This is a genomic window from Gordonia sp. 135 (assembly GCF_009720185.1).
Lineage (GTDB): Bacteria > Actinomycetota > Actinomycetes > Mycobacteriales > Mycobacteriaceae > Gordonia > Gordonia alkanivorans.
Genome location: NZ_CP046257.1, coordinates 3,660,891 through 3,680,046, shown reverse-complemented (window position 1 = coordinate 3,680,046; position 19,156 = coordinate 3,660,891). Strand labels below are relative to the sequence as shown.

Annotated in this window: 19 protein-coding genes and 2 pseudogenes; 10 read left to right on the top strand and 11 right to left on the bottom strand. The window is 66.9% G+C overall.

The genetic code is table 11. From position 1 onward, the window contains the following. Positions 1-218: 218 nt before the first annotated feature. Positions 219-1,274, bottom strand: a complete 1,056-nt coding sequence (locus GKZ92_RS16770; protein WP_155225455.1) for an N-acetylmuramoyl-L-alanine amidase — start codon at positions 1,272-1,274, stop codon at positions 219-221. A gap of 154 nt (positions 1,275-1,428) precedes the next feature. On the opposite strand from GKZ92_RS16770, the gene GKZ92_RS16765 reads away from it, so the two are divergent. Beyond that, positions 1,429-1,842, top strand: coding sequence for an NUDIX hydrolase (locus GKZ92_RS16765; protein ID WP_155225454.1), 414 nt, complete (start codon positions 1,429-1,431; stop codon positions 1,840-1,842). A gap of 67 nt (positions 1,843-1,909) precedes the next feature. Here GKZ92_RS16765 and GKZ92_RS16760 read toward each other — a convergent pair whose 3' ends face one another. Further along, positions 1,910-2,524 (bottom strand): TetR/AcrR family transcriptional regulator, encoded by a 615-nt coding sequence (locus GKZ92_RS16760; protein WP_155225453.1) that lies wholly within the window; start codon positions 2,522-2,524, stop codon positions 1,910-1,912. A 455-nt stretch (positions 2,525-2,979) separates the two neighbouring features. On the opposite strand from GKZ92_RS16760, the pseudogene GKZ92_RS16755 reads away from it, so the two are divergent. Beyond that, positions 2,980-4,568: pseudogene (locus GKZ92_RS16755) on the top strand (multicopper oxidase family protein). 64 nt (positions 4,569-4,632) lie between these two features. Here the strand turns inward: GKZ92_RS16755 and GKZ92_RS16750 are convergent. The 6 genes from GKZ92_RS16750 to GKZ92_RS16725 all read right to left on the bottom strand — a co-directional run bounded on the left by GKZ92_RS16750 (position 4,633) and on the right by GKZ92_RS16725 (position 9,048). Further along, on the bottom strand, positions 4,633-4,866 hold the full coding sequence (locus GKZ92_RS16750) for a hypothetical protein (RefSeq protein ID WP_155225452.1): 234 nt from the start codon (positions 4,864-4,866) through the stop codon (positions 4,633-4,635). A 68-nt stretch (positions 4,867-4,934) separates the two neighbouring features. Further along, a complete protein-coding gene (locus tag GKZ92_RS16745; protein ID WP_155225451.1) occupies positions 4,935-5,411 on the bottom strand; it encodes a hypothetical protein in 477 nt (158 codons plus the stop codon). A gap of 15 nt (positions 5,412-5,426) precedes the next feature. Beyond that, positions 5,427-6,626: an NAD(P)/FAD-dependent oxidoreductase gene (locus GKZ92_RS16740; protein ID WP_155225450.1), complete on the bottom strand. Its 1,200-nt coding sequence runs from the start codon at positions 6,624-6,626 to the stop codon at positions 5,427-5,429. A gap of 51 nt (positions 6,627-6,677) precedes the next feature. Beyond that, positions 6,678-7,418 (bottom strand): pyrimidine reductase family protein, encoded by a 741-nt coding sequence (locus tag GKZ92_RS16735; RefSeq protein WP_155225449.1) that lies wholly within the window; start codon positions 7,416-7,418, stop codon positions 6,678-6,680. Next, positions 7,415-7,888, bottom strand: a complete 474-nt coding sequence (locus GKZ92_RS16730) for a flavin reductase family protein (protein WP_196222053.1) — start codon at positions 7,886-7,888, stop codon at positions 7,415-7,417. The genes GKZ92_RS16735 and GKZ92_RS16730 overlap by 4 nt, the downstream gene beginning before the upstream one ends. A gap of 194 nt (positions 7,889-8,082) precedes the next feature. Then, complete coding sequence (locus GKZ92_RS16725; protein ID WP_155225447.1) at positions 8,083-9,048, bottom strand: hypothetical protein; 966 nt, start codon at positions 9,046-9,048, stop codon at positions 8,083-8,085. A gap of 415 nt (positions 9,049-9,463) precedes the next feature. On the opposite strand from GKZ92_RS16725, the gene aqpZ reads away from it, so the two are divergent. From aqpZ to GKZ92_RS16705, 4 genes are all read left to right on the top strand, one after another. Next, positions 9,464-10,264, top strand: coding sequence for an aquaporin Z (gene aqpZ / locus GKZ92_RS16720; RefSeq protein ID WP_035751045.1), 801 nt, complete (start codon positions 9,464-9,466; stop codon positions 10,262-10,264). Positions 10,265-10,305: 41 nt separating this feature from the next. Then, the gene (abc-f, locus tag GKZ92_RS16715; protein WP_006357372.1) at positions 10,306-11,961 is read left to right on the top strand and encodes a ribosomal protection-like ABC-F family protein; all 1,656 of its coding nucleotides are present in this window, start codon (positions 10,306-10,308) and stop codon (positions 11,959-11,961) included. A gap of 172 nt (positions 11,962-12,133) precedes the next feature. Next, positions 12,134-12,508, top strand: a complete 375-nt coding sequence (locus GKZ92_RS16710) for an ArsR/SmtB family transcription factor (RefSeq protein ID WP_006357373.1) — start codon at positions 12,134-12,136, stop codon at positions 12,506-12,508. Positions 12,509-12,511: 3 nt separating this feature from the next. Then, positions 12,512-12,997 (top strand): SRPBCC family protein, encoded by a 486-nt coding sequence (locus GKZ92_RS16705; protein ID WP_006357374.1) that lies wholly within the window; start codon positions 12,512-12,514, stop codon positions 12,995-12,997. Positions 12,998-13,001: 4 nt separating this feature from the next. Here the strand turns inward: GKZ92_RS16705 and ygiD are convergent, their stop codons facing one another. Both ygiD and GKZ92_RS16695 read right to left on the bottom strand, forming a co-directional pair. Beyond that, positions 13,002-13,862, bottom strand: coding sequence for a 4,5-DOPA dioxygenase extradiol (ygiD, locus tag GKZ92_RS16700; RefSeq protein WP_006357375.1), 861 nt, complete (start codon positions 13,860-13,862; stop codon positions 13,002-13,004). 103 nt (positions 13,863-13,965) lie between these two features. Then, complete coding sequence (locus GKZ92_RS16695) at positions 13,966-14,322, bottom strand: hypothetical protein (protein ID WP_006357376.1); 357 nt, start codon at positions 14,320-14,322, stop codon at positions 13,966-13,968. A gap of 82 nt (positions 14,323-14,404) precedes the next feature. Here GKZ92_RS16695 and GKZ92_RS16690 point away from each other — a divergent pair, with 82 nt between their 5' ends. The 4 genes and pseudogenes from GKZ92_RS16690 (at position 14,405) to GKZ92_RS16675 (ending at position 18,156) form a co-directional block, all read left to right on the top strand. Next, entirely contained in the window at positions 14,405-14,908 is a 504-nt protein-coding gene (locus GKZ92_RS16690) for a winged helix-turn-helix transcriptional regulator (RefSeq protein WP_035751052.1), read from the top strand. Between the two features lie 71 nt (positions 14,909-14,979). Next, positions 14,980-16,215 carry a serine hydrolase domain-containing protein gene (locus tag GKZ92_RS16685; RefSeq protein ID WP_155225446.1) on the top strand — a complete coding sequence of 412 codons (1,236 nt, stop codon included), beginning with the start codon at positions 14,980-14,982 and terminating at the stop codon, positions 16,213-16,215. A gap of 33 nt (positions 16,216-16,248) precedes the next feature. Next, positions 16,249-16,833 (top strand): annotated as a pseudogene (locus GKZ92_RS16680) (DUF1707 SHOCT-like domain-containing protein). A gap of 81 nt (positions 16,834-16,914) precedes the next feature. Beyond that, positions 16,915-18,156 (top strand): cation:proton antiporter, encoded by a 1,242-nt coding sequence (locus tag GKZ92_RS16675; RefSeq protein ID WP_006357380.1) that lies wholly within the window; start codon positions 16,915-16,917, stop codon positions 18,154-18,156. On the opposite strand, the gene GKZ92_RS16670 is transcribed toward GKZ92_RS16675, so the two are convergent. Next, positions 18,110-19,156 (bottom strand): PHP domain-containing protein, encoded by a 1,047-nt coding sequence (locus GKZ92_RS16670; RefSeq protein WP_035751056.1) that lies wholly within the window; start codon positions 19,154-19,156, stop codon positions 18,110-18,112. The genes GKZ92_RS16675 and GKZ92_RS16670 overlap by 47 nt on opposite strands.

Below are 19,156 nucleotides of genomic sequence, written 5' to 3'. Positions count from 1 at the left end.
GCCTCCGACAAACCCGGGGCGTTTCACCTGTCCACCAAGTCCGTGATCTGGCATCACCACGGGTTGCTGCACACCGAGGCCGACGTCGTGCCGCTCGTGGTCTCCGAGGAGCCCGACGAGACCGGTGCCCGCGCCGACGCGGGCGCGATCCTCTACGAGGACACCGTCAGCACGCCGGGCCGGATCATCGCCACCCTGAGGTATGGACGGTCTGGTGATCACACGGCGTCGCTGCGCCGACCCATCTCTTTGACCACCCCGGACGGGTCCCACTGCAGGCGCCCCTTCTGGAAGTCCTGTGCGAGTCCGGTGCCGTTGTCGTATTCGTCGGATATCGGCCAGCCCAGGGGTCCGGTCTCGTGGCCTTCCGCCGCCCAGCGTCTGCCGATGACACCGCGCACCGGGAACCCGTCGTGCCCGTAACGGCGGTACAGGGTGCCGCCTTCGAATGCCTGGATGTCGCCGACGCCGGGGACGACGGTGTGGCGCAGCGTCGGGTAGCCGAGGAATCCGGTCTCGTAGCCGTACTGCGCGTAGGTCTCCATCAGGTGTGCCGGAACGGCCGTAGCCTCGCCGTTCCGCGCATCGGGATGCCAGTAGATGGAACCGTTGGCGAACCGGGCGAACCGTCCGATGCCGTCCGCGGTCGGGAGCTCCCCATGTGTGAGCCGGGCGCCGATCCAGGCACGGGCAACGACGGCTTCGGCGTCGATCTCGTTCTCCACGGGTACCGGTGGGCCGCCGGCGATGAGGCGGGCGACCTCGGCCCGGAACGACACCATGTCGAAGTTCGGGTCGATCTTGCCCTCCGACGACCACTCCTTGTGACCGACGCAATCCGACGCGGGTCGGCCGATCCGACGTAGGATCGCCGCACAGCCACGCCGGTAGGCATCCATCTGCGCCGCCGGCCAGACCTGACCCACGCCGTTGTTCACGCCCTCGATCCCGATGACATGCCAGTTCGCGTTGTCGGTCGGCCACCCGGGATGGGAACCGGCGCCGGCATGCCATGCCACCCCGACGGCGATCACCCGGAACGTGCCGTCGCGCTCGAGGACGAGTTGCGCGAGAGGCGCCGGCAGGCCAGGCCTCCCGTTCTGCACGACCCGCCAGTCGTCAGGGCCGCCGCCTGCGGTGTGGTGGCACATCACGCCGCGCAGGTCGCGGAAGTCCCCGTGCCCGCGGCCGCGCCAGCCGGCGTGTTCGATCACCTTCAGGCCCTCGGCACGCAACACGTCGGCCAGCCAGATCGGGTCACCGGTCCATGCCACCGGGATCACCTCCTCGACGCGACTCTCCGAAAGTCCACCGTTTCAATGATTTTCGCTGTTGATTCGAGCCTACGCCGACGTCTGGATCGGTCCGGGGACTCGGACGCGACCGCTGGTAGAGCCCCCGGTCGGGCGCGGGCTCTACAGTGGCTGGGTGGTCGAGTCAGCTGTCATCCGGGTGAGTGCGGTGGTCCTTCGGGATTCCACCGGTGCAGTCCTGACCGTGCGTAAGCGCGGCACCACCCGATTCATGTTCCCCGGGGGCAAGCCCGAACCCGGCGAGAGTGCGCTGCAGACCGCGATCCGGGAGTGCCGGGAGGAACTACAGCTCGAACTCGGTCCCTCTCAACTCCAGCCGCGCGGCGACTACCGGGCCGCGGCCGCCAACGAGGACGGATTCGACGTCGAGGCGGCGGTCTTCGTCTGCTCGACGCCGCTGGATCGGGATGCGGGCGCCTTGAGTCCCGCAGCCGAGATCGCCGAATTGCGCTGGCTGCCGCTCGACGGCTCGGTGTTGCCCTCGGATCTCGCGCCGCTGACCGAATGTGTACTTCCTGAACTGATGTGAGGATGCATTCGCGAACTAGCGCTTGTGATTTGAGGTAGCGATTTCTACTACAGGGTGAGTCGCAGCGTCAGGGGCTGTCCGACGCAGGCGGTTCCGGATCGGTAGAAGGTTGGGCCAGGGTCAAGGACAACAACCCGGGTATCGCGCGCTGTATGTCGTCCGGGGAGATGGTCGGTAGCCCTTCGTGTCCGTGGATGTAGCCGATCCCGGCGTACACCAGGACGCCGGACAACAGGCGGGCCTCGCCCGGGCCCATCCCGAACTGACCCACGATGGCCTCGACCGCCTGGAAGATCTCCGCGTCGATGTTGCGCACCGTGTCGGCGATGTTGGCGTTGCTGCGCGCCCGGCTACGGATGGCGCGTTCCACCGTCAGATGATCCTTGCCGATCAGCATCGTCGACAAAGCGATCAGGCGGCCGTCGGGCGGCATCTCGGAGAGCTCGTCCACGTCGGTGATGCGTCGGCGGTTCTCCTCCTGCCAGCGCACGGCCATCGCTTCCCACAGGGCGTCGAGGTCTCTGAAGTGCCAGTAGAAGCTGCCCTTGGTGACTTCCAGCGTCGTGCACAAACGGGAGATCGTGACCCCGTGTTCACCTCCGTCTTCGGCGGTGAGCAGTGCGAATGCGGCGTCTACCCAGTCGGTGGCGCCCAGGCGTGAACTCCGACGGGACTCGGGCATCTTTCGGGCGGTCCTCTCCGGTCGGCGCGGACGATGCGCGTGACCGAGTACACCACGACGACCCGCGACGACCCGGCATTCGAGGGTTGCACGGAGCTGTGTCCGGAGAACCATACCGGTGGTATGGTTCATCAGTTTCGAGTCGTCCGGGGTAAGGGGATCGCGTGGGGCAGAGGATCAATCGTCGGCAATTTCTGTGGGGGACAACTGCCGCGGCCGCGTCGGCTGCAACGGCGGGCCGTCTCGGCGCCCCGCCTGCAGTCGGGGATCCGCTGCCGGCCGCGAAGCTGCCGCCCATCAAGCTGCCGACCATCTTCCATTCACCGGAGATGGTTCCGTACGTCGACGACCTTCCCGTACCGCGCACCATCGCCTCGTCGCCGTCGAAGCCGATCGAGATCGTCGCCCGCACCACCAGCAACCGGTTCCATCGCGACCAGCCGAAGGTGCCGACGATGGCGTACAACAACGAGTCGTACCTGGGGCCGACCATCGAGGCGCATGTCGGCGAGCAGACCACCGTGCACTATCGCAGTGAACTCGGAAAGCACGTCTTCGCAGCGGATCTGGACACATCACTGCACGGTGTCTCCGAACGGTATCGCGACGAGCCGGTCACCTCGATGCACCTCCACGGCGGCGTCACCCCACCCCAGTTCGACGGCAACCCCGAACGGCTGATGCTGCCGCATCACGGCACAGCGCTGTTCGAGTTCCCCAATCGTCAAGAGGCCGGCCACCTCTGGTATCACGACCACGCGATGGCGATCACGCGCGCCAACGTCTATGCCGGACTCGCCGGGATGTACTTCCTGCGCGACGACCACGACACGGGTACGCCCCAGAACCCGCTGGGTCTTCCCGCCGGTGAGTACGAGATCCCGCTCATCCTGCAGGAGAAGATCTTACGCGCCGACGGACATCAGTCGCTACGCTCGACGCCCGTGGTCCCCCAGGGGATGTGGGAGGGCGGAGCGGTCGGCGACCGCGGCCTGGTCAACGGCAAGGTGTGGCCGAAGACGACGGTGGCCCGCGGGCTGTACCGTTTCCGGCTGATCAACGCGGCGTCGTTCTCGGTGTGGAATCTCTTCTTCTCCAACCGCATGCGCTTCTGGGTCATCGGCAACGAGGGTGGCCTGCTCAACGCGCCGGTCCCCACCCGATCATTCCAGGCGGCGCCCGGCGAGCGCTTCGATCTACTCGTCGATTTCAGCTCATTGGCGCCCGGGGAGACCGTGGATCTGTGCAATGATCTGGTACCGCCGTTCCAAGCGGCGATGCTCGGCGAGGTGGCGATGACGCGGTTCTGCCGTTTCATCGCCGGCGCAGCACGCGGCGACCGCCGGGGCGTCCCGACGACGCTGAGGGGCGGTCGAGGACGCCCCGCCCGAATCCCCCGATCGCCACCCCGCAGCGCATCCGGAAGGTCAGCGTCTCCCAGCCCTACGAATTGCGTGTCCCACCGGCCATCATGTCGTTGAACAACCTGCGCTACTCCGACCCCCAGATAGAGAAGCCGCGGGCGGGCACCACCGAACGCTGGGACATCATCAACATCACCCCGGACCCACATCCGGTCCACCTGCACCTGGTCATGTTCCGCATCCTCGGACGACGGCCCCTGCGCACCGTCGAGTACCAGGCGGCGAACCCGCAGCCGCCGATCGGTAACCGATGGGCGCCGGACCCGAGCCGCTTCTACGCCGGACCGATGCGCGGGCCGGCCGCCTGGGAAGCGGGTTGGAAGGACACTGTGCACGCCACCGGCGGGCACGTGACCTCGATCGTCGTGCGCTTTCCGACGGCCGACGAACTGGGGTTCGACCCCGACGCGATCTTCTCGTCCGATCCGACGAAGTCCTGGACACGCCCGTCATCCGGTGAGTCGGCGGCCCGGCCGGCACCGTCGTCGCACCACCACCACGCCGGTGCGAGGCCTGCGCACGGCATGGTCACCAAGGATCTCCAGGGGTACGTCTGGCACTGTCACATCCTCGACCACGAGGATCACGACATGATGCTGCGATACCGGGTGGTGCCCTGACCGTGGATGGTCCTACGCCGCCGTCGAGTGTTCCGCGGAACACTCGACGGCGCCTCCGGTGACCTCATCCCCGGCGCTTGCGGCCCCACAGCAGGTAGATCGCCGGCGCGATCCCGGCGGTCGAACCGAACGACAGGCCGATCATCCAGGCACGCTTGCGGCCGTTGATCTCCTCGGGCCGCCGTCCGGCCAGATCCCGCAGGGCCCACACGCGGGTTCCGGCATCGACTGCAGCGACGGCCACGATGGCGACCTTCGCGGTGGGGGACAGCTCTTTCCAGCTCTTCTTCTTGCTCATGGTCGAGAGCCTAGCGGAGCCAGCCGCTGTCCTTGCGAGAGTGCTTCGGGCGAAAGCGTTGTGACAGTTCAAGGTCCGTCGACCCAGAACTGGCCGCCGCACATGATCGCCCTTCCGGAAGGATCCTGGGCGACCTTGTCGACCGCAGGGTCGCAGGGCTCGCCGAGGTTGTGCACCGATCCGTCGTTCTCTGCGTGGCGAGCCCATCGGTAACCGCCGGACGCGCCCATGTAGACGCACACCAGACTCGTTCCATCGGCGGCGGTCCCGAAGGAACGCGCCTCCGACTCGTAACAGAAGCCGCCCTCCGTCGGAGTCGACCCGGTCTGGGTCGGTGGGGCGGTGACCGGGGGCGGCGGTGTCGGACGTGGCGGCCGCTGTTCGGTCGGGGTGTTGCTGACCGTCACCGTGACCGGAGCGGGCGCCGCGCGGTCATCTCCGTTCTTCGTCGCGGCGTAGACGCTGAGCCCGACGAGTACGGTTACGAGGATCACGGCGACCGCCGCGAGGGTCCACACGATGGATCTGGTGCGGTCCGGTTTCATGGCGCAGACGTTAGCTCAGACTCGTCCTCGCAGAATCAGATTCCAGTACAGGCGGGGAAGCACGTAACGGTCGAACGCCCAGGCGCTGCGACGGGGCTTCAGGGGATCGACGAAGGACGGCAGCGCTGAGGCCAGGTTTCCGTCCCGGTCGAATTCTGCCGCGATGAGGCGATGCGATGCGGTCGTGATCGGGGCGACGGTGTACCCGTCGTAATCGCGCATGGTCCCGCCGTCACGTGCGGCGAGAACGTTGTCGGTCAGGATCTCGACCTGCCGACGGAGTCCGCCTCCGGACGGATCGGTGGCGATTGCGGCACCGTCGCCGATCGCCCAGACCTCAGGATGGGTGCGATGACGGAGAGTGTGCGGATAAATGTCGACGAGGCCGCGCTCCTGGTCCCCGGCGAGTCCCGACTCCTCGATCATCGACGGGCCGCGGAAGGGCGGCACCACATGCAGCATGTCGAACTCCAGCTCCTCGGTGTGGTGAGCCGACGTCGCAGTGACCCGCCTGCCGCCGGGATGTAACTGCACCCCGGTATCCAGGAGGACACGGATTCCGAGCTCGTCGAGACGGGCGAACAGGCGGGCGTCGAGGTTGTCGATGCTGAGCAGAGCCGGGCGGTCCACGACCAGGGTGATGTCGAGCGTCGGGAGGACTCCGGTACGTTCCCAGTGCGCGGCGGCGAGGAACAGCGGCTTGAGGGTGGTGCCGGTGCAGCTGACCGGGGATCGCGGCACCGTGAACACCGCTCGACCACCGCGCGGCATCGATGTCACCAGCTCCCAGGTCTTCGCCGCTCGATCGAGGTAGTTGCTGGTCACCGACGGGTCGTCGATCGTCTCACCGATGCCGGGCATCGCGTCCGAGTCGGGTACGAGACCGACCCCCAGGACCAGATCTCGGTACTCCACGACGATTCCCGACGCACACCGGAGCGTCCGTCGGACTGCATCGATCGACGTCACCGAATCCCGCAGCCAGGTCGCAGACTCCGGGGTCACCGAACGCTGGGTGCGCTCGGCGTCGCGGAGGGTCGCCTGTCCGCCACCGACATAGGACAGCAACGGCCGGTAGGTGTGTACGGCTTGGGGCTCGACGATCGCGACGTCGGGGGCGCCGCGCCGGATCAGGCGTGCTGCGGCACTGATGCCGGCGTTGCCGCCGCCTACGACGACGACGTCGAACCGGCGGGTCTCGCTGGATGTGGTCATGGCCGCGGGTACCCGGTGGAACCGCCGGGAAACTGCACGGGGCCGCCGAAGTCACCGCACGTAGCGCAGGAAGACGTCGTCGCCGTGCGGGACGGCGTGCTTGAGCCGGAATCGACGAGGGGCGTCGAGCGGGCTGCGCACAGCGGCGGCGGGGTCGGTCACCGGGTTGCCTTCGGCGGTCACCTGGGGTGCCATCGTCACGCAGAACTCGTCGACCAGGTCGGCTTCGGACAGCTTGTCGAGCAGGCTCGGGCCACCTTCGCAATTGATGCGTCGCAAGCCTCGGGCGCGTAGTTCGGCGATCGCGGCGGTCAGATCGATGCCGTCGTCACCGAGCGCGATGATCTCCGCTCGACCCCGCACCGCGGAGGTGTCGGCCTGTGCCGAGGTGATGACGATCGGACGATGTTCGGGCGGAACGTCGAGCGACCGCTCGGGCAGTGTGCAGGTCAGCGTGACGATTGCCAGGCGCGGGATGTCCGACGCCCCTGGCCACCGGTTGCGCGAGCGTAACTCGGTCAGTTCGTCGGACAGGGTAGGGGGACCGTACTTCTCGACGCGTGCGGTGGCGGCTCCGACGAGCACGACATCGGACAACGCGCGGAGAGCGTGGAAGAGAGCGCGGTCGGCCGGCGAGGACAGCGGGCCGACACGGCCGCGGAAACTGACCGAGCCGTCGATGCTCATCACCATGTTGGTGCGGAGTCCCTCGGGGAAGTCGGCGTAGAGACGTTCGGCGAAGGCCGGCGCGTCGAAGCCGGTGCCGTTCTGCACGTCGGTCTGGTCGCTCATGCGTCGTGTCCCGGCTCGATGTGGCGGGTGTCGGCGAAGCTGACCCACGAATCCCGCTCGGGATCGTCGACGAGTATCGCGCCATCGACCGGTTCGACGATGTGCGCCGTGTGGTCGCCGACATCGATGCGGTCGAGAATGCGTGCGGCGAACCACATCTCCGAGTCCTCGAGGATCGGCAACCCGTGCGGTCCCGCCGACCATCGGCAGCGCTCGAACTTGTCGATCTCGTCGCCGGTCTGTCCTCCGAACAGTTCCGCGAGTTCCCGGTGATCGCTCGGTATCAGGTGCACCGCGAGATACTCGGCGGCCGTTGCGACACCGTGCGTGTGATTGGCCTGGGAGATCCCGATCAGGAAGCGTCGTGGGTCGATGCTCGTCTGGGTGGCGAACCCCACGAGACATCCCGAGCGTCGACCTTCGGCGACGGTCGTGATCACGAACACCGGGTAGTCGATGACTTCGACCATCTTGTCGAAAGCGTCCGTGCCGACCACATCCACCTCTTCCTCTCGCGGTACGCAATGCCGTGAGTTGGTACCCGGTCGGTGGAGGTCTCAACCCTGCGGAATTCGGACGGCACAGCACAACCGCCACCTCCGCGGTCGAACCGCCGGGCTGCACCTGGCGTTCCCGCACGGAGATGGCGGCTCTGAGCGTCGAGCTACGCGGCGTCGGCGATCTGCTGACGCTGCGCGGTGTACATCTCGGCGAGGTTGCTGGTCACCTCGGAGCTGACCGACGGTGCGCTGTCACTGAAGGTGTTGTGGGACACCGAGAACGAGACGCCGCGCTCCTCGCCGACGACCAGCGTGCCCACCATGTGGACCTCGATGTCGGAGATGGAGAACTGACCGGTCATCCGGACGGCCTTGTAGTCGCCGCTGATGGGCAGGGTCTGCTCGTCGAGTTTCATTGCCACGGGGATGGTCTCGCCGTCCTCTTCGAGGTTCAGCGTGAAGGTCTCGCAGGCGGAGAGGATGTCGTCGAAGTCGTCGTAGCCACCATCGGCAGGCTTGGTCACGTCGGCGCTGTACTGGTCGAGGCCGAAGAACACCTCGCCGCCGTCGACGGTCTCGGAGAGTTCGCGCTGCGCGAAGTCGGCGCTGGTGTCCGGGGTGTTCACCAGTTGCGCGCACTTCTCGTTGTCGACGGTGGTGCCGTCGTCGTCGGACTGCTCGGTCTCCAGCGTGAATTCGCCGGTGATGTCCGGGAATTCGGACTCCGGCAGCAGCATGGCGACAGCCGACGCGGTCGGCACCTTCGGCTCGTCGGAGCTGTTGTCACCGCCACCCAGCGTGAACGCCAGGACGACGGCCACGACGACGATGAGCACGAGCAGGAGTCCGCCACCGCCGATGAACCACCACTTCTTGCCACCGCCGGACGACGGGGGCGGAGGCGGTTGCTGACCGTAGGGTTGCTGCCCATAGGGCTGCTGACCGTACGGTTGTTGCTGCCCATAGGGCTGTTGCCCGAACTGGCCGTAGGATTGCTGCTGCGCATAGGGCTGCTGGCCATACGGCTGCTGGCCGGGGGGTTGCTGGCCATACGGCTGCTGGCCGGGCCCGGGTTGTCCACCCTGCGGGCCGAGCCGGGTGGGCTCGTTCGGATCGTAGGGACTGCCCACGATTGGCTCCTTCTCTCAGCGGAACACGACCCACGGCTCGCGGCGGTCGTCGACTCGGGGAGAGTACCGCGCACACTGACGCCCTCGGCGGTGTCCGAGAAAAACGAATCGTGAGTGATGCCTGGATTGTCGCTGCAGGTCAATGCTGGTTCCGGGCTGCGGCGTGACCGTGTCGATCCCGACCGTTGCCACCGCGCGACGCATGCCGTATTTCATGCAGTCGAATGAGGATGTCGACCCGTGGCCGCGGGCGGTCCTCGAACTGAGGGACGCGGAAGGTCAATTCTTGGCATGAGATCGGTGAACCCGCAGACACCGCAGGGGCCACTGCGCTCCACTCGGTAGGCGGTGGTTGGGACCGGCTCGGCGCTGCCGTGCCTGTAGTCGACGAGCCGGGCGAAGGAGACACGGTCTCATGACAGCAAGTACTCCACGCCGGTTGCTCGCCGAGTTGTTCGGCACCTTCTGGTTGGTCTTCGGCGGTTGCGGCAGCGCGATCTTCGCTGCCAAGTACGTCGCGAGCGCCGGCGATGACAGAGACACCCTCATCCAGCTGGGCATCGGGTTGCTCGGCGTCGCGCTGGCGTTCGGATTGACGGTCGTCACGATGGCCTACGCCGTCGGGCATGTGTCGGGCGCGCACTTCAACCCGGCAATCACGCTCGGTGCGGTGGTCGGCGGCCGCCTACCGGTCAAGGATCTCCCAGGCTACTGGGTCGCGCAGGTCGCCGGCGGCCTGCTCGCCGGCACCCTGTTGTACGTCATCGCCAGCGGGAAGCCCGGATTCGAGGCGACCGGAAACATGGCGGCCAACGGTTACGGCGACCACTCGCCGAACAACTACACCCTGCTCGCCGTCCTGATCGCCGAGGTGGTCCTCACCGCGTTCTTCCTGCTCGTCGTACTCGGCGCCACCGACGACCGGGCTCCAGCGGGATTCGGCCCGCTGGCCATCGGTCTGACGCTGACGCTGATCCACCTCGTCTCGATCCCGATCAGCAACACCTCGGTGAACCCGGCACGTTCGACGGCGGTCGCGTTCTTCAACGGGAACGGTGCCCCCGGCCAGCTGTGGTTGTTCTGGCTTGCCCCGTTGCTGGGCGGCCTCATCGGCGGCATCCTGTATCCGCTGATGTTCCGGAACGGAACGTTCGCGCTGGGCAGGGCGCCCGACGAGCCGGCCCCCGCTCCGAGTCCGGGGGAGCCCCGGGGCTGACCGGGCACGGCCGAGGTCATCGGTGGTGCGACCATTGACCGATGACCGCAACTCTCGTCGCCAAGGATGTCGCGGGCGGATACGCCCACCGCGTCCTGTTCGATCACCTCGACCTCACCGTCGCTCCCGGCGATGTGGTCGGGGTGGTCGGAGCGAACGGGGCGGGCAAGACGACGCTGCTGCGCGTCCTGGCCGGCGACCTCGCGCCGCTGGCGGGATCGGTGTCGCGGGCACCGTCGGACGCCTTCGTCGGCTGGCTTCCGCAGGAACACGAGCGGATTCCGGGTGAGACCGTCCGCGAGTACGTCGGGCGTCGCACCGGATGCACGGCCGCCACGCAGGCGATGGACGCTGCCGCCGCGGCACTCGCCGACGACTCGGCCCCGGACGATGCCGCCGACGTCTATGCCGCGGCGCTCGACCACTGGCTCACCACCGGTGCCGCCGACCTCGACGAACGACTGCCGGCGGTGCTCGCCGACCTCGGCCTCGCCACCGATCTCATCGACCCGGACACCACCCCCATGACCGCGCTGTCCGGCGGCCAGGCGGCCCGGGTGGGACTGGCGGCATTGTTGTGCTCCCGCTTCGACGTCGTGTTGCTCGACGAGCCGACCAACGACCTCGACCTCGACGGCATCGCTCGCCTGGAGGAGGTCGTCGCAGGCCTCCGCGGCGGCGTCGTGCTGGTCAGTCATGACCGAGAGTTCCTCGCGCGCACGGTGACCCGGGTCCTCGAACTCGACTCGGCCCAGCACACCAACACCGTGTACGGCGGCGGGTACGAGAGCTACCTCGAGGAACGCGAGGTGGCGCGACGACACAAGCGCGAGGAGTACGAGGAGTTCGCCGCGAAGAAGGCCGATCTGGTGGCGCGGGCGCGCACGCAACGTGAGTGGTCGAGCCAGGGGGTCCGCAACGCGATGCGCAAAGCGCCCGACAACGACAAGATCCGACGCCGTGCCGCGACCGAATCCAGTGAGAAACAGGCACAGAAGGTCCGGCAGATGGAGAGCCGGATCGCGCGCCTGGACGAGGTCGCCGAACCGCGCAAGGAATGGGTCCTCGAGTTCACCATCGGCTCGGCGCCGCGATCGAGCTCCGTCGTCTCGACGTTGAACAACGCCGTTGTGCGCCAAGGCGATTTCGTGATGGGGCCGGTCTCGATTCAGGTGAACGCCGGGGAGCGCATCGGGATCACCGGGCCCAACGGCGCCGGCAAGTCGACGCTGCTCCGGCTCCTCCTCGGCCACCTCGAACCCGATTCGGGCTCCGCGCAACTCGGTGCCAACGTCGCGATCGGTGAGATCGACCAGGCGCGTGGGCAGTTCACCGGTACGACGCCGCTGGCCGACCGCTTCGCCGAACTCGTACCCGACCACACCATGGCCGACGTTCGGACGCTGCTGGCCAAGTTCGGCCTGCGCGCCGACCATGTCGATCGGGCGGTCGGCGAGCTGTCGCCGGGGGAGCGCACCCGGGCCGGGCTGGCGTTGCTGCAGGCTCGAGGCGTCAACGTGCTGGTGCTCGACGAGCCGACCAACCATCTCGATCTCCCGGCGATCGAGCAACTCGAGTCGGCGCTCGACTCCTACGACGGCGCACTGCTGCTGGTCACCCACGACCGGCGGATGCTGTCGAACGTCCGCGTCGACCGGCATTGGCACGTCGAGCGTGGTCGCGTCACCGAGCAGTGACGCGTTGGGCCTGGTCCTCGCCGAGGGTGGCGTAGACCGGTCGACCTCAACTCGGGGCACAGACTTCGGATGAAGTCTGTATGTCGGGCTGAAGTCTGGCGGTGCCGCGGTGACGCATGACGAGTACTGGCGTAGGGGTTGACATACAACCGTCTGGTTGTATGTTGGAGGTGTGGCCGGAACCACTGGCACATCGCCAGACGAGGAGGACAGGGCCGACGCCCTGTTCCACGCGCTGTCCGATCGCACCCGTCGCGACATCCTGCGACGCGTGCTCGCCGGTGAACACTCGGTCTCGGTACTCGCCGCGAAATACGACATGAGCTTCGCGGCAGTGCAGAAGCATGTCGCCGTGCTGGAGAAGGCGGGCTTGCTGACGAAGCGTCGTCAGGGGCGCGAGCAACTGGCCAGTGGCGATGTCGCCGCGGTGCGTTCGGTGGCCTCCATGCTCTCCGAACTCGAACAGGTGTGGCGCGGCCGTATCGCGCGCATCGACGACCTGCTCTCGCTCGAAACACCAACAACTGCAACACCATCGGAGGAATGACCAATGCCTGTCATCGATGTGACCCCGGACCTCGACGCCCGCACGATCACCATCAACGCCGAGTTCGCCGCCCCCGTCGAACGCGTCTGGCAGATCTACGCCGATCCGCGTCAACTCGAGAAGATCTGGGGCCCACCGACCTATCCCGCGACCTTCGTCGACCATGAGTTCAAGCCGGGCGGCAAGGTCACCTACTACATGACCAGTCCCGAAGGTGAGAAGTTCGGCGGTTACTGGAAGGTCGAATCAGTCGACGAGCCACACGGTTTCACGTTTCTCGACGGTTTCGCCGACGCGGACCTCAACCCGCTCACCGACATGCCCGAGTCGCGTAACTCGTACGCGTTCGTGGAGAAGGACGGCAAGACCGTCGCCACCTACATCAGCACCTACGACTCCGCCGAAGCGCTCCAAAAGGTGCTCGACATGGGCGTCGTCGAAGGTGCTACCAGCGCGATCAACCAGATCGACGAGTTCCTGAAGTCCTGACGCGTCAGATGTTCGAGTCCAGGGACGGGAACCCGTCGGGCAGTTCGGCGGCCGGCGTGTCGCCGAACGTTCCCGTCTTCACGTCCAGGCCGTGCGTGTAGGCGGCCATCGAGATCGAACCGGCCGCGTGGCCGTCGACGAGCAGATCGAGCGGCGATTCCTGTGCGAGACCAGCGATGTAGAGAAGCGGCAAGTAGTGATCCGGTGTCGGCACCGAGTTGTCGAAGTCGGGATGGCCGTCGAGGCTCAAGACGTCAGAGGGGTTGTCCTGCAGTACTTCACGGGCGGCGTCGTCGAACCGATGGGCCCAGTCGTAACCGGTGTCGGCCCTGGCGAAATCGATCGCGTGCAGATTGTGGACGATGTTGCCGCTGCCGATGATGAGCACGCCCTGCTCGCGAAGCGGCGCGAGTTTGCGGCCCAGCTCGTAGTGATGCTCGAAGTCCTTGAAGGCGTTGAGCGACAACTGCAGAACCGGGATCGAGGCGTCGGGGAACGTGTGGACGAGCACCGACCAGGTGCCGTGATCGATGCCCCAGCTGTCCAGATCGTGGCCGCACCACGTGGGTTTGACGACGTCGGAAACCATCTCGGCGACCTCGGGGTCGCCGGGAGCGGGGTACTCGACGTCGAAGAGGTCCTGCGGAAACCCGTAGAAATCGTGGATGGTGCGCGGGCGGGGCATCGCCGTGACCGCCGTCGCATTGGTGTACCAGTGCGCCGAGATCACCAGGATCGCCCGCGGCTTCGGAACCGCCTGCCCCAGCGCTCGCCACGCCTCGGTGTACCGGTTGCGCTCCAACGCGTTCATCGGATTGCCGTGTCCGATGAACGCGGCCGGCATCGTCGGTGGGGCAGTGGTCATGGTCGCCGCCTCGGGTCGCGCTGGTCGGGTCACCGGCGACGCTACGCCACGCGTTCCCGCGTGGGCTGTGATCCGGCCACGGCGCAGGCTCCGCCGGGGTGGATCAGGTGCCCGTGGGTTCGATGACCAGGCGGCGGAGTCGTCCCTGCTCGTCGAGGCCGAACCGGTAGTCGAGATCGACCACGCCGCCGGGGAAGTCGCCCTCGAGCCGAGTGGTCACCACGGCTCCGTCGGTCGGCGAGCTCGATGCGCCCACCACGGTCGTGGTGTAGGTGTACTCACTCGCCTCGCGATCGAGCCAGTCGCGGATCGACGCGATGCCGACGTGGTCGCGGCCATCATCGGTGACCGCGGCGTCCTCGGTGAACAATGCGGTGGCTGCGGTTCGGTCGTTGCAGGTCGTCAGCCGCATGAAGGCGCGGACCGCGTCCGGACAGTCCGCAATCGAGGTGTTCGTCACGAGGATCTCCCAGGGGTTGGTGCTACGACAGAAGTAACAAGTCACTGCTAAATTAGCACCAACTGGTGACGAGAGGAACCCGATGGCCACCAAGATCAGGCTCGAGGATCGAGAATGTCCGTTGTCGACGACGTTGGGGATCGTCGGGGAATGGTGGACGGTGCTGATCCTGCACGACTGCTTCGACGGCTACTCGAGGTTCGACGAGTTCCGGGCGAACATCGGACTGTCGTCGAGCATGCTGACCAGCAGACTGAAAACCCTTGTCGAGGGCGGCATCCTGGAACGGCGCCGATATCAGGAGAATCCTGTTCGACACGAGTACGTGCTCACCGAACTCGGCCGCTCGTTGCGTCCGGTGCTCGTCGTGATGGCGGCCTGGCGCAATGCGCAGTTGGCGCCCGACGAACGGTCGATGATCCTCGTCGACGAACAGACGCGCCGTGAGGTCGAACCGGTGGTCGTCGACGCCGACACCGGTGAGCGTGTCGACGGGGCCGGGTTCGTCTACACGGCCGGGCCCGCGGCGGGCCCGGAGACGAGGGAGCGTTACGGAGATTCCGACGGTCGAGCCGCCCGCACCTAGCTTTCGTCGGATATGTGCCATACCCGTCGAATCCGGGTATGCGGTGGCTGTCGGTCACAGATGCTGACCGTATGGCGAAGCGCTGGTCGGGGATCGTGGCAATACTGATGGTCGCCGCCCTCGCGGCCTGCGGAACATCCGGTTCGTCCTCGGATTCGCCGAGCTCGGCCACCTCCTCGGACCCCGGGAAGGCTGCCGAGATCGAGCAGATCGTCGAAGACGTGATGACGTCGAAGCATCTCAAGGCAGTGATCGTTCGCGTGACGCAGGACAACGACGAGGTGATCACCAAGGCGTTCGGCGAATCCCAGACCGGTATCCCGGCCACCCCCGACATGCACTTCCGCAACGGCTCCGTCGCCATCGCGTACGTCGCCGCGGTTCTCCTGCAGCTCGTCGACGAGGGGGTGGTGGCCCTCGATGACACCATCGGCAGGTGGGTCCCGGAGATTCCGCACGCCGACGAGGTGACGCTCGGCCAGTTGGCGACCATGACCTCCGGATACCAGGACTACGTTCTCGGCAACGACGCGTTCGAGACGGAAGAACTCAACAATCCGTTCAAGGCGTGGACGACCGGCGAGATGCTCTCGTACGCAATGGAAAAGCCGCTGCTGTACAAGCCCGGCACCAACTGGAACTACGCCCACACCAACTACGTGGTCCTCGGTCTGGCGCTGCAGAAGATCACCGGTAAGCCCGTCGAAGATCTGCTCCGCGAACGGATCTCGGAGCCACTGGGTCTGAGTAACACCGTGTCGAACCTGACCGCGGCGATCCCCGATCCGGCCCTGCACGCGTACTCCTCCGAGCGACGCGGAATCCTGAAACTGCCTCCGGAAGCGCCGTTCTACGAGGAGACCACCGGCTGGAATCCGTCGTGGAGCATCACCCACGGGGCCATCCAGACGTCGAACATCTACGACGTCGAGGCCACCGGACGCAAGCTCTTCGCCGGTGAGACGCTCTCGAAGGAGTCCTACGAGACGATGACGTCGACGAGGCTCCGCGGGATCGCCCGGCCGTTGCCCGGATGCGCGACGTGCGTGGCGATGAACGAGCGCTACACCTACGGGATGGGTGTGGTCCTGACCGGGGACTGGCTCGTCCAGAACCCGCTGTTCAACGGCTACGCCGCCGTGGTCGGCTACCTTCCCGACCAGAAGGTCTCGATCGCCGTCGCGGTGACCTATGAAGCGGCGGCCTTCGGACCCGACGGTTCCTACGAGAACGGTGGCAACCCGATCTTCTCGCGGATCGGGGCGCTGATGGCACCTGATCACGCGCCGCTGATCCCTCGTGACTAGAGCCGCCGTGGCCCGGTGCCTAGGGTGGGGTACATGGTCGACCGCCTATCCGATGATGATCTACGGGTCGGGAACCCCGAGCGTGAGCGCGCGATCGCGCTGCTGAACGATGCCTTCGCAGCGGGATATCTGGAGATCGTCGAGTTCGAGGACCGCTCCGGACTGGTGTACACGGCGAAGACCCGCCGCGAACTCCGCACGGTGCTCGAGGATCTCCCCAGCGCCGCCAAGCTGTTCCCCGGACCACCCGCTGCCGCACCGACCGGCCCCGCCGCCGAACCGCTCCACCTCGACGCGGACTGGAGCGAGGTCTGACGCAAGGGCGTGTGGGAGGTGCCGTCCTCGATCCTCGCGACAGCGTCAGTGGGTACCGTCGACCTGGACTTCACCGCGGCGCGGTTCACCGGACCGTCGACCTCGGTGCAACTGCAGGTCTCGGCGTCGACGGTGAAACTGAAGCTCGGGCCCGAACACGAGGTCCGTCACCGCGACCTCCACCTGTCCGGTTGGTCGAAGGTCAAGGACAAGGCCGGAGCCCCGACGCGGCCCGGGGGAGCGGTCATCGAGTTGATCGGATCGGCGTCCGGCATGACCTCGGTCATCATCCGCCGTACCTGACCGGTTCGCCACGGCCTCCGTGTGGTCGGGGAACGCGACGCTCTCGCGTGACGAGAGTGGCGCCGTGCCAGGATGTTCTGCATGATTCTCGCCGAGTCCGCGTCCACCGACACCTCGGTGATCGTGTCGCTGTTCTGGATCGTCCTCATCGCCGCGGTGTGCCCGCTGCTGTCGAGGCTGTCCCGCGGGTACGTTCCCGATGCCGTGTTGCTGCTGGTCTTCGGCATCGTCATCGGACCGCACGCGCTCGACTGGGCCGATCGCACGGGCATCGACATGCTCAGCCAGCTCGGTCTGGGCATGCTGTTCCTTCTCGCCGGCTATGAACTCGACCCGAAGCTGTTGAGCGGCAGAACCGGTCGCGTCGCGCAGCTGTCCTGGGCGGTGAGTCTGCTCATCGCCTGGGGATCGGTGGCACTGGTCGCCACGACCCTTGCGCTGGGGCTGGGCGAGGCCGGCTTCACCGCCCACATCGCGATCGCGATCACCCTCACCTCGACCGCGCTCGGCACCCTGCTGCCGATACTCAAGCAGGCGGGCCTCGACAACACCCGGCTCGGGCGTGCGGTGATGGCGCACGGCGCGGTCGGCGAGCTCGGACCGGTGCTCGCGATGTCGCTGTTGCTGACCAGCCGGAGCTTCGGAGGAGCGGTGATCGTGCTGGTGCTCTTCGTGTTGGCCGCGTTGCTGATCGCGGCTGCCCCACAACGCATCCTTGCGCGCGTCCCCGGGATCGGACGGGCCATCGGTGAGATGGCCGGTGGAACCGTGCAGCTGCCGGTGCGCGTCGTGGTCCTGCTGCTCGTGTCCCTCATGACGGTGGCCGCGGTCTTCGACCTCGACGTCGTGCTCGGTGCGTTCGCCGCGGGACTGATCCTCCGCCGACTCATCGGACCCGAGCATCCGCATGTCGGCAAATCCTTGGAGGTCATCGGGTTCGGGGTCCTCATCCCGATCTTCTTCGTCACCTCGGGTATGAACATCGACGTGTCCGCGGTCGCGTCGAAGCCCGGCACCTGGGTGGTCCTGGTGCTGGCCATCGCGATCGCCCGCGGCGTCCCGGTCTGGTTCAGCGCTCGTTACCTCGACGACGAGCACTTCCTGAACAACCCGCGCGAGCGCGGTCAGCTGGCTCTGTTCGCCGCGACCGGACTGCCGATCATCGTGGCGGTCACCGAGGTCGCGGTGTCCTCGGAGCTCATCTCCGCAGCCCTCGCCTCCACCCTGGTGGCTGCCGGCGCGACGACGGTACTGCTGTTTCCCCTCGCTGCCCGGCTCATCGGGAAGTCCACTCCAGCAAGCGATCCGACGACCACGTCGTGACGATCCGGTCCGGGTCGATGCCGTGCTCGACGGCGCGACGCGCACCCAGGACCTTGAACTCGAGCTGCCCGGGTGCGTGAGCATCGGAGTCGATCGCGAACAGACAGCCGGCCTCGAGAGCGATCTCGATCAGTTCGTCGGGCGGGTCCACGCGCTCGGGACGCGAATTGATCTCCACGATCGTGTCATTCGCCGCGCACGCCTCGAACACTGCACGGGCGTCGAAGGTCGACGGGGGCCGGTGGCCGCGCCCGCTGAGCACTCGGCGGCCGGTGCAGTGCCCGAGGACGTGGACGCGCGGGTCGGAGACCGCGGCGACCAGACGTGCCGTCATCGCGTCGTGGTCCATCCGCAGGTGAGAGTGCACGGAGGCGGTCACGATGTCGAGACGCTCGATCATCTCGTCCGATTGATCGAGTGCGCCGTCGTCGAGAATATCGATCTCGATGCCGCGAAAGAGACGAAAACCGTTCGCCTGCCTGCTGTTCCACTCATCGATCGCCTCGATCTGGGCAGCCAGCCGTTCGGCGCTCAACCCGTTGGCGACCGTCAGTCGAGGTGAGTGATCGGTGATGGCCAGCCACTCGTGACCCATGGCGTGTGCGGCAGAGGCCATCTCGTCGATGGGAGAGCCGCCGTCACTCCATTCGGTGTGCGCGTGGAGATCCCCGACGACGGCGGCGACCAGGTCGTCGGCACCTTCCGGCGGGTGGGTCGGATCGTCGTCCTGCAACCGGGCGAGATACTCCGGGACCCGGCCGTCGACGGCTTGTCCGATGACGGCCGCCGTCGTCTTGCCGATCCCTTTCACCGTGGTGAGGGTTCGGCCCGACGCACGGTCCCGCAGCTCGTCGGAGGAGAGTCGTGCCGCGGCCTGGGCGGCGCGCCGGAACGCCTCCACCCGATAAGTGCTTTCCCGCCGCTGTTCGAGGAGCCAGGAGATACGGGCCAACGCCTCCACCGGGTCGACCGGTGCGCCGAGTGGTTCGAGCGCCCTCAC

Bases quoted from the DNA above. Each gene is read 5' to 3' on its own strand.
- GKZ92_RS16750 (WP_155225452.1), bottom strand. From the start codon at position 4,866: ATGAGCAAGAAGAAGAGCTGGAAAGAGCTGTCCCCCACCGCGAAGGTC.
- GKZ92_RS16730 (WP_196222053.1), bottom strand. From the start codon at position 7,888: ATGGTCGAAGTCATCGACTACCCGGTGTTCGTGATCACGACCGTCGCC.
- GKZ92_RS16745 (WP_155225451.1), bottom strand. From the start codon at position 5,411: ATGAAACCGGACCGCACCAGATCCATCGTGTGGACCCTCGCGGCGGTC.
- abc-f (WP_006357372.1), top strand. From the start codon at position 10,306: ATGACCGCAACTCTCGTCGCCAAGGATGTCGCGGGCGGATACGCCCAC.
- GKZ92_RS16675 (WP_006357380.1), top strand. From the start codon at position 16,915: ATGATTCTCGCCGAGTCCGCGTCCACCGACACCTCGGTGATCGTGTCG.
- GKZ92_RS16735 (WP_155225449.1), bottom strand. From the start codon at position 7,418: ATGAGCGACCAGACCGACGTGCAGAACGGCACCGGCTTCGACGCGCCG.
- aqpZ (WP_035751045.1), top strand. From the start codon at position 9,464: ATGACAGCAAGTACTCCACGCCGGTTGCTCGCCGAGTTGTTCGGCACC.
- GKZ92_RS16705 (WP_006357374.1), top strand. From the start codon at position 12,512: ATGCCTGTCATCGATGTGACCCCGGACCTCGACGCCCGCACGATCACC.
- GKZ92_RS16740 (WP_155225450.1), bottom strand. From the start codon at position 6,626: ATGACCACATCCAGCGAGACCCGCCGGTTCGACGTCGTCGTCGTAGGC.
- GKZ92_RS16760 (WP_155225453.1), bottom strand. From the start codon at position 2,524: ATGCCCGAGTCCCGTCGGAGTTCACGCCTGGGCGCCACCGACTGGGTA.
- ygiD (WP_006357375.1), bottom strand. From the start codon at position 13,862: ATGACCACTGCCCCACCGACGATGCCGGCCGCGTTCATCGGACACGGC.
- GKZ92_RS16690 (WP_035751052.1), top strand. From the start codon at position 14,405: ATGGCCACCAAGATCAGGCTCGAGGATCGAGAATGTCCGTTGTCGACG.
- GKZ92_RS16685 (WP_155225446.1), top strand. From the start codon at position 14,980: ATGGCGAAGCGCTGGTCGGGGATCGTGGCAATACTGATGGTCGCCGCC.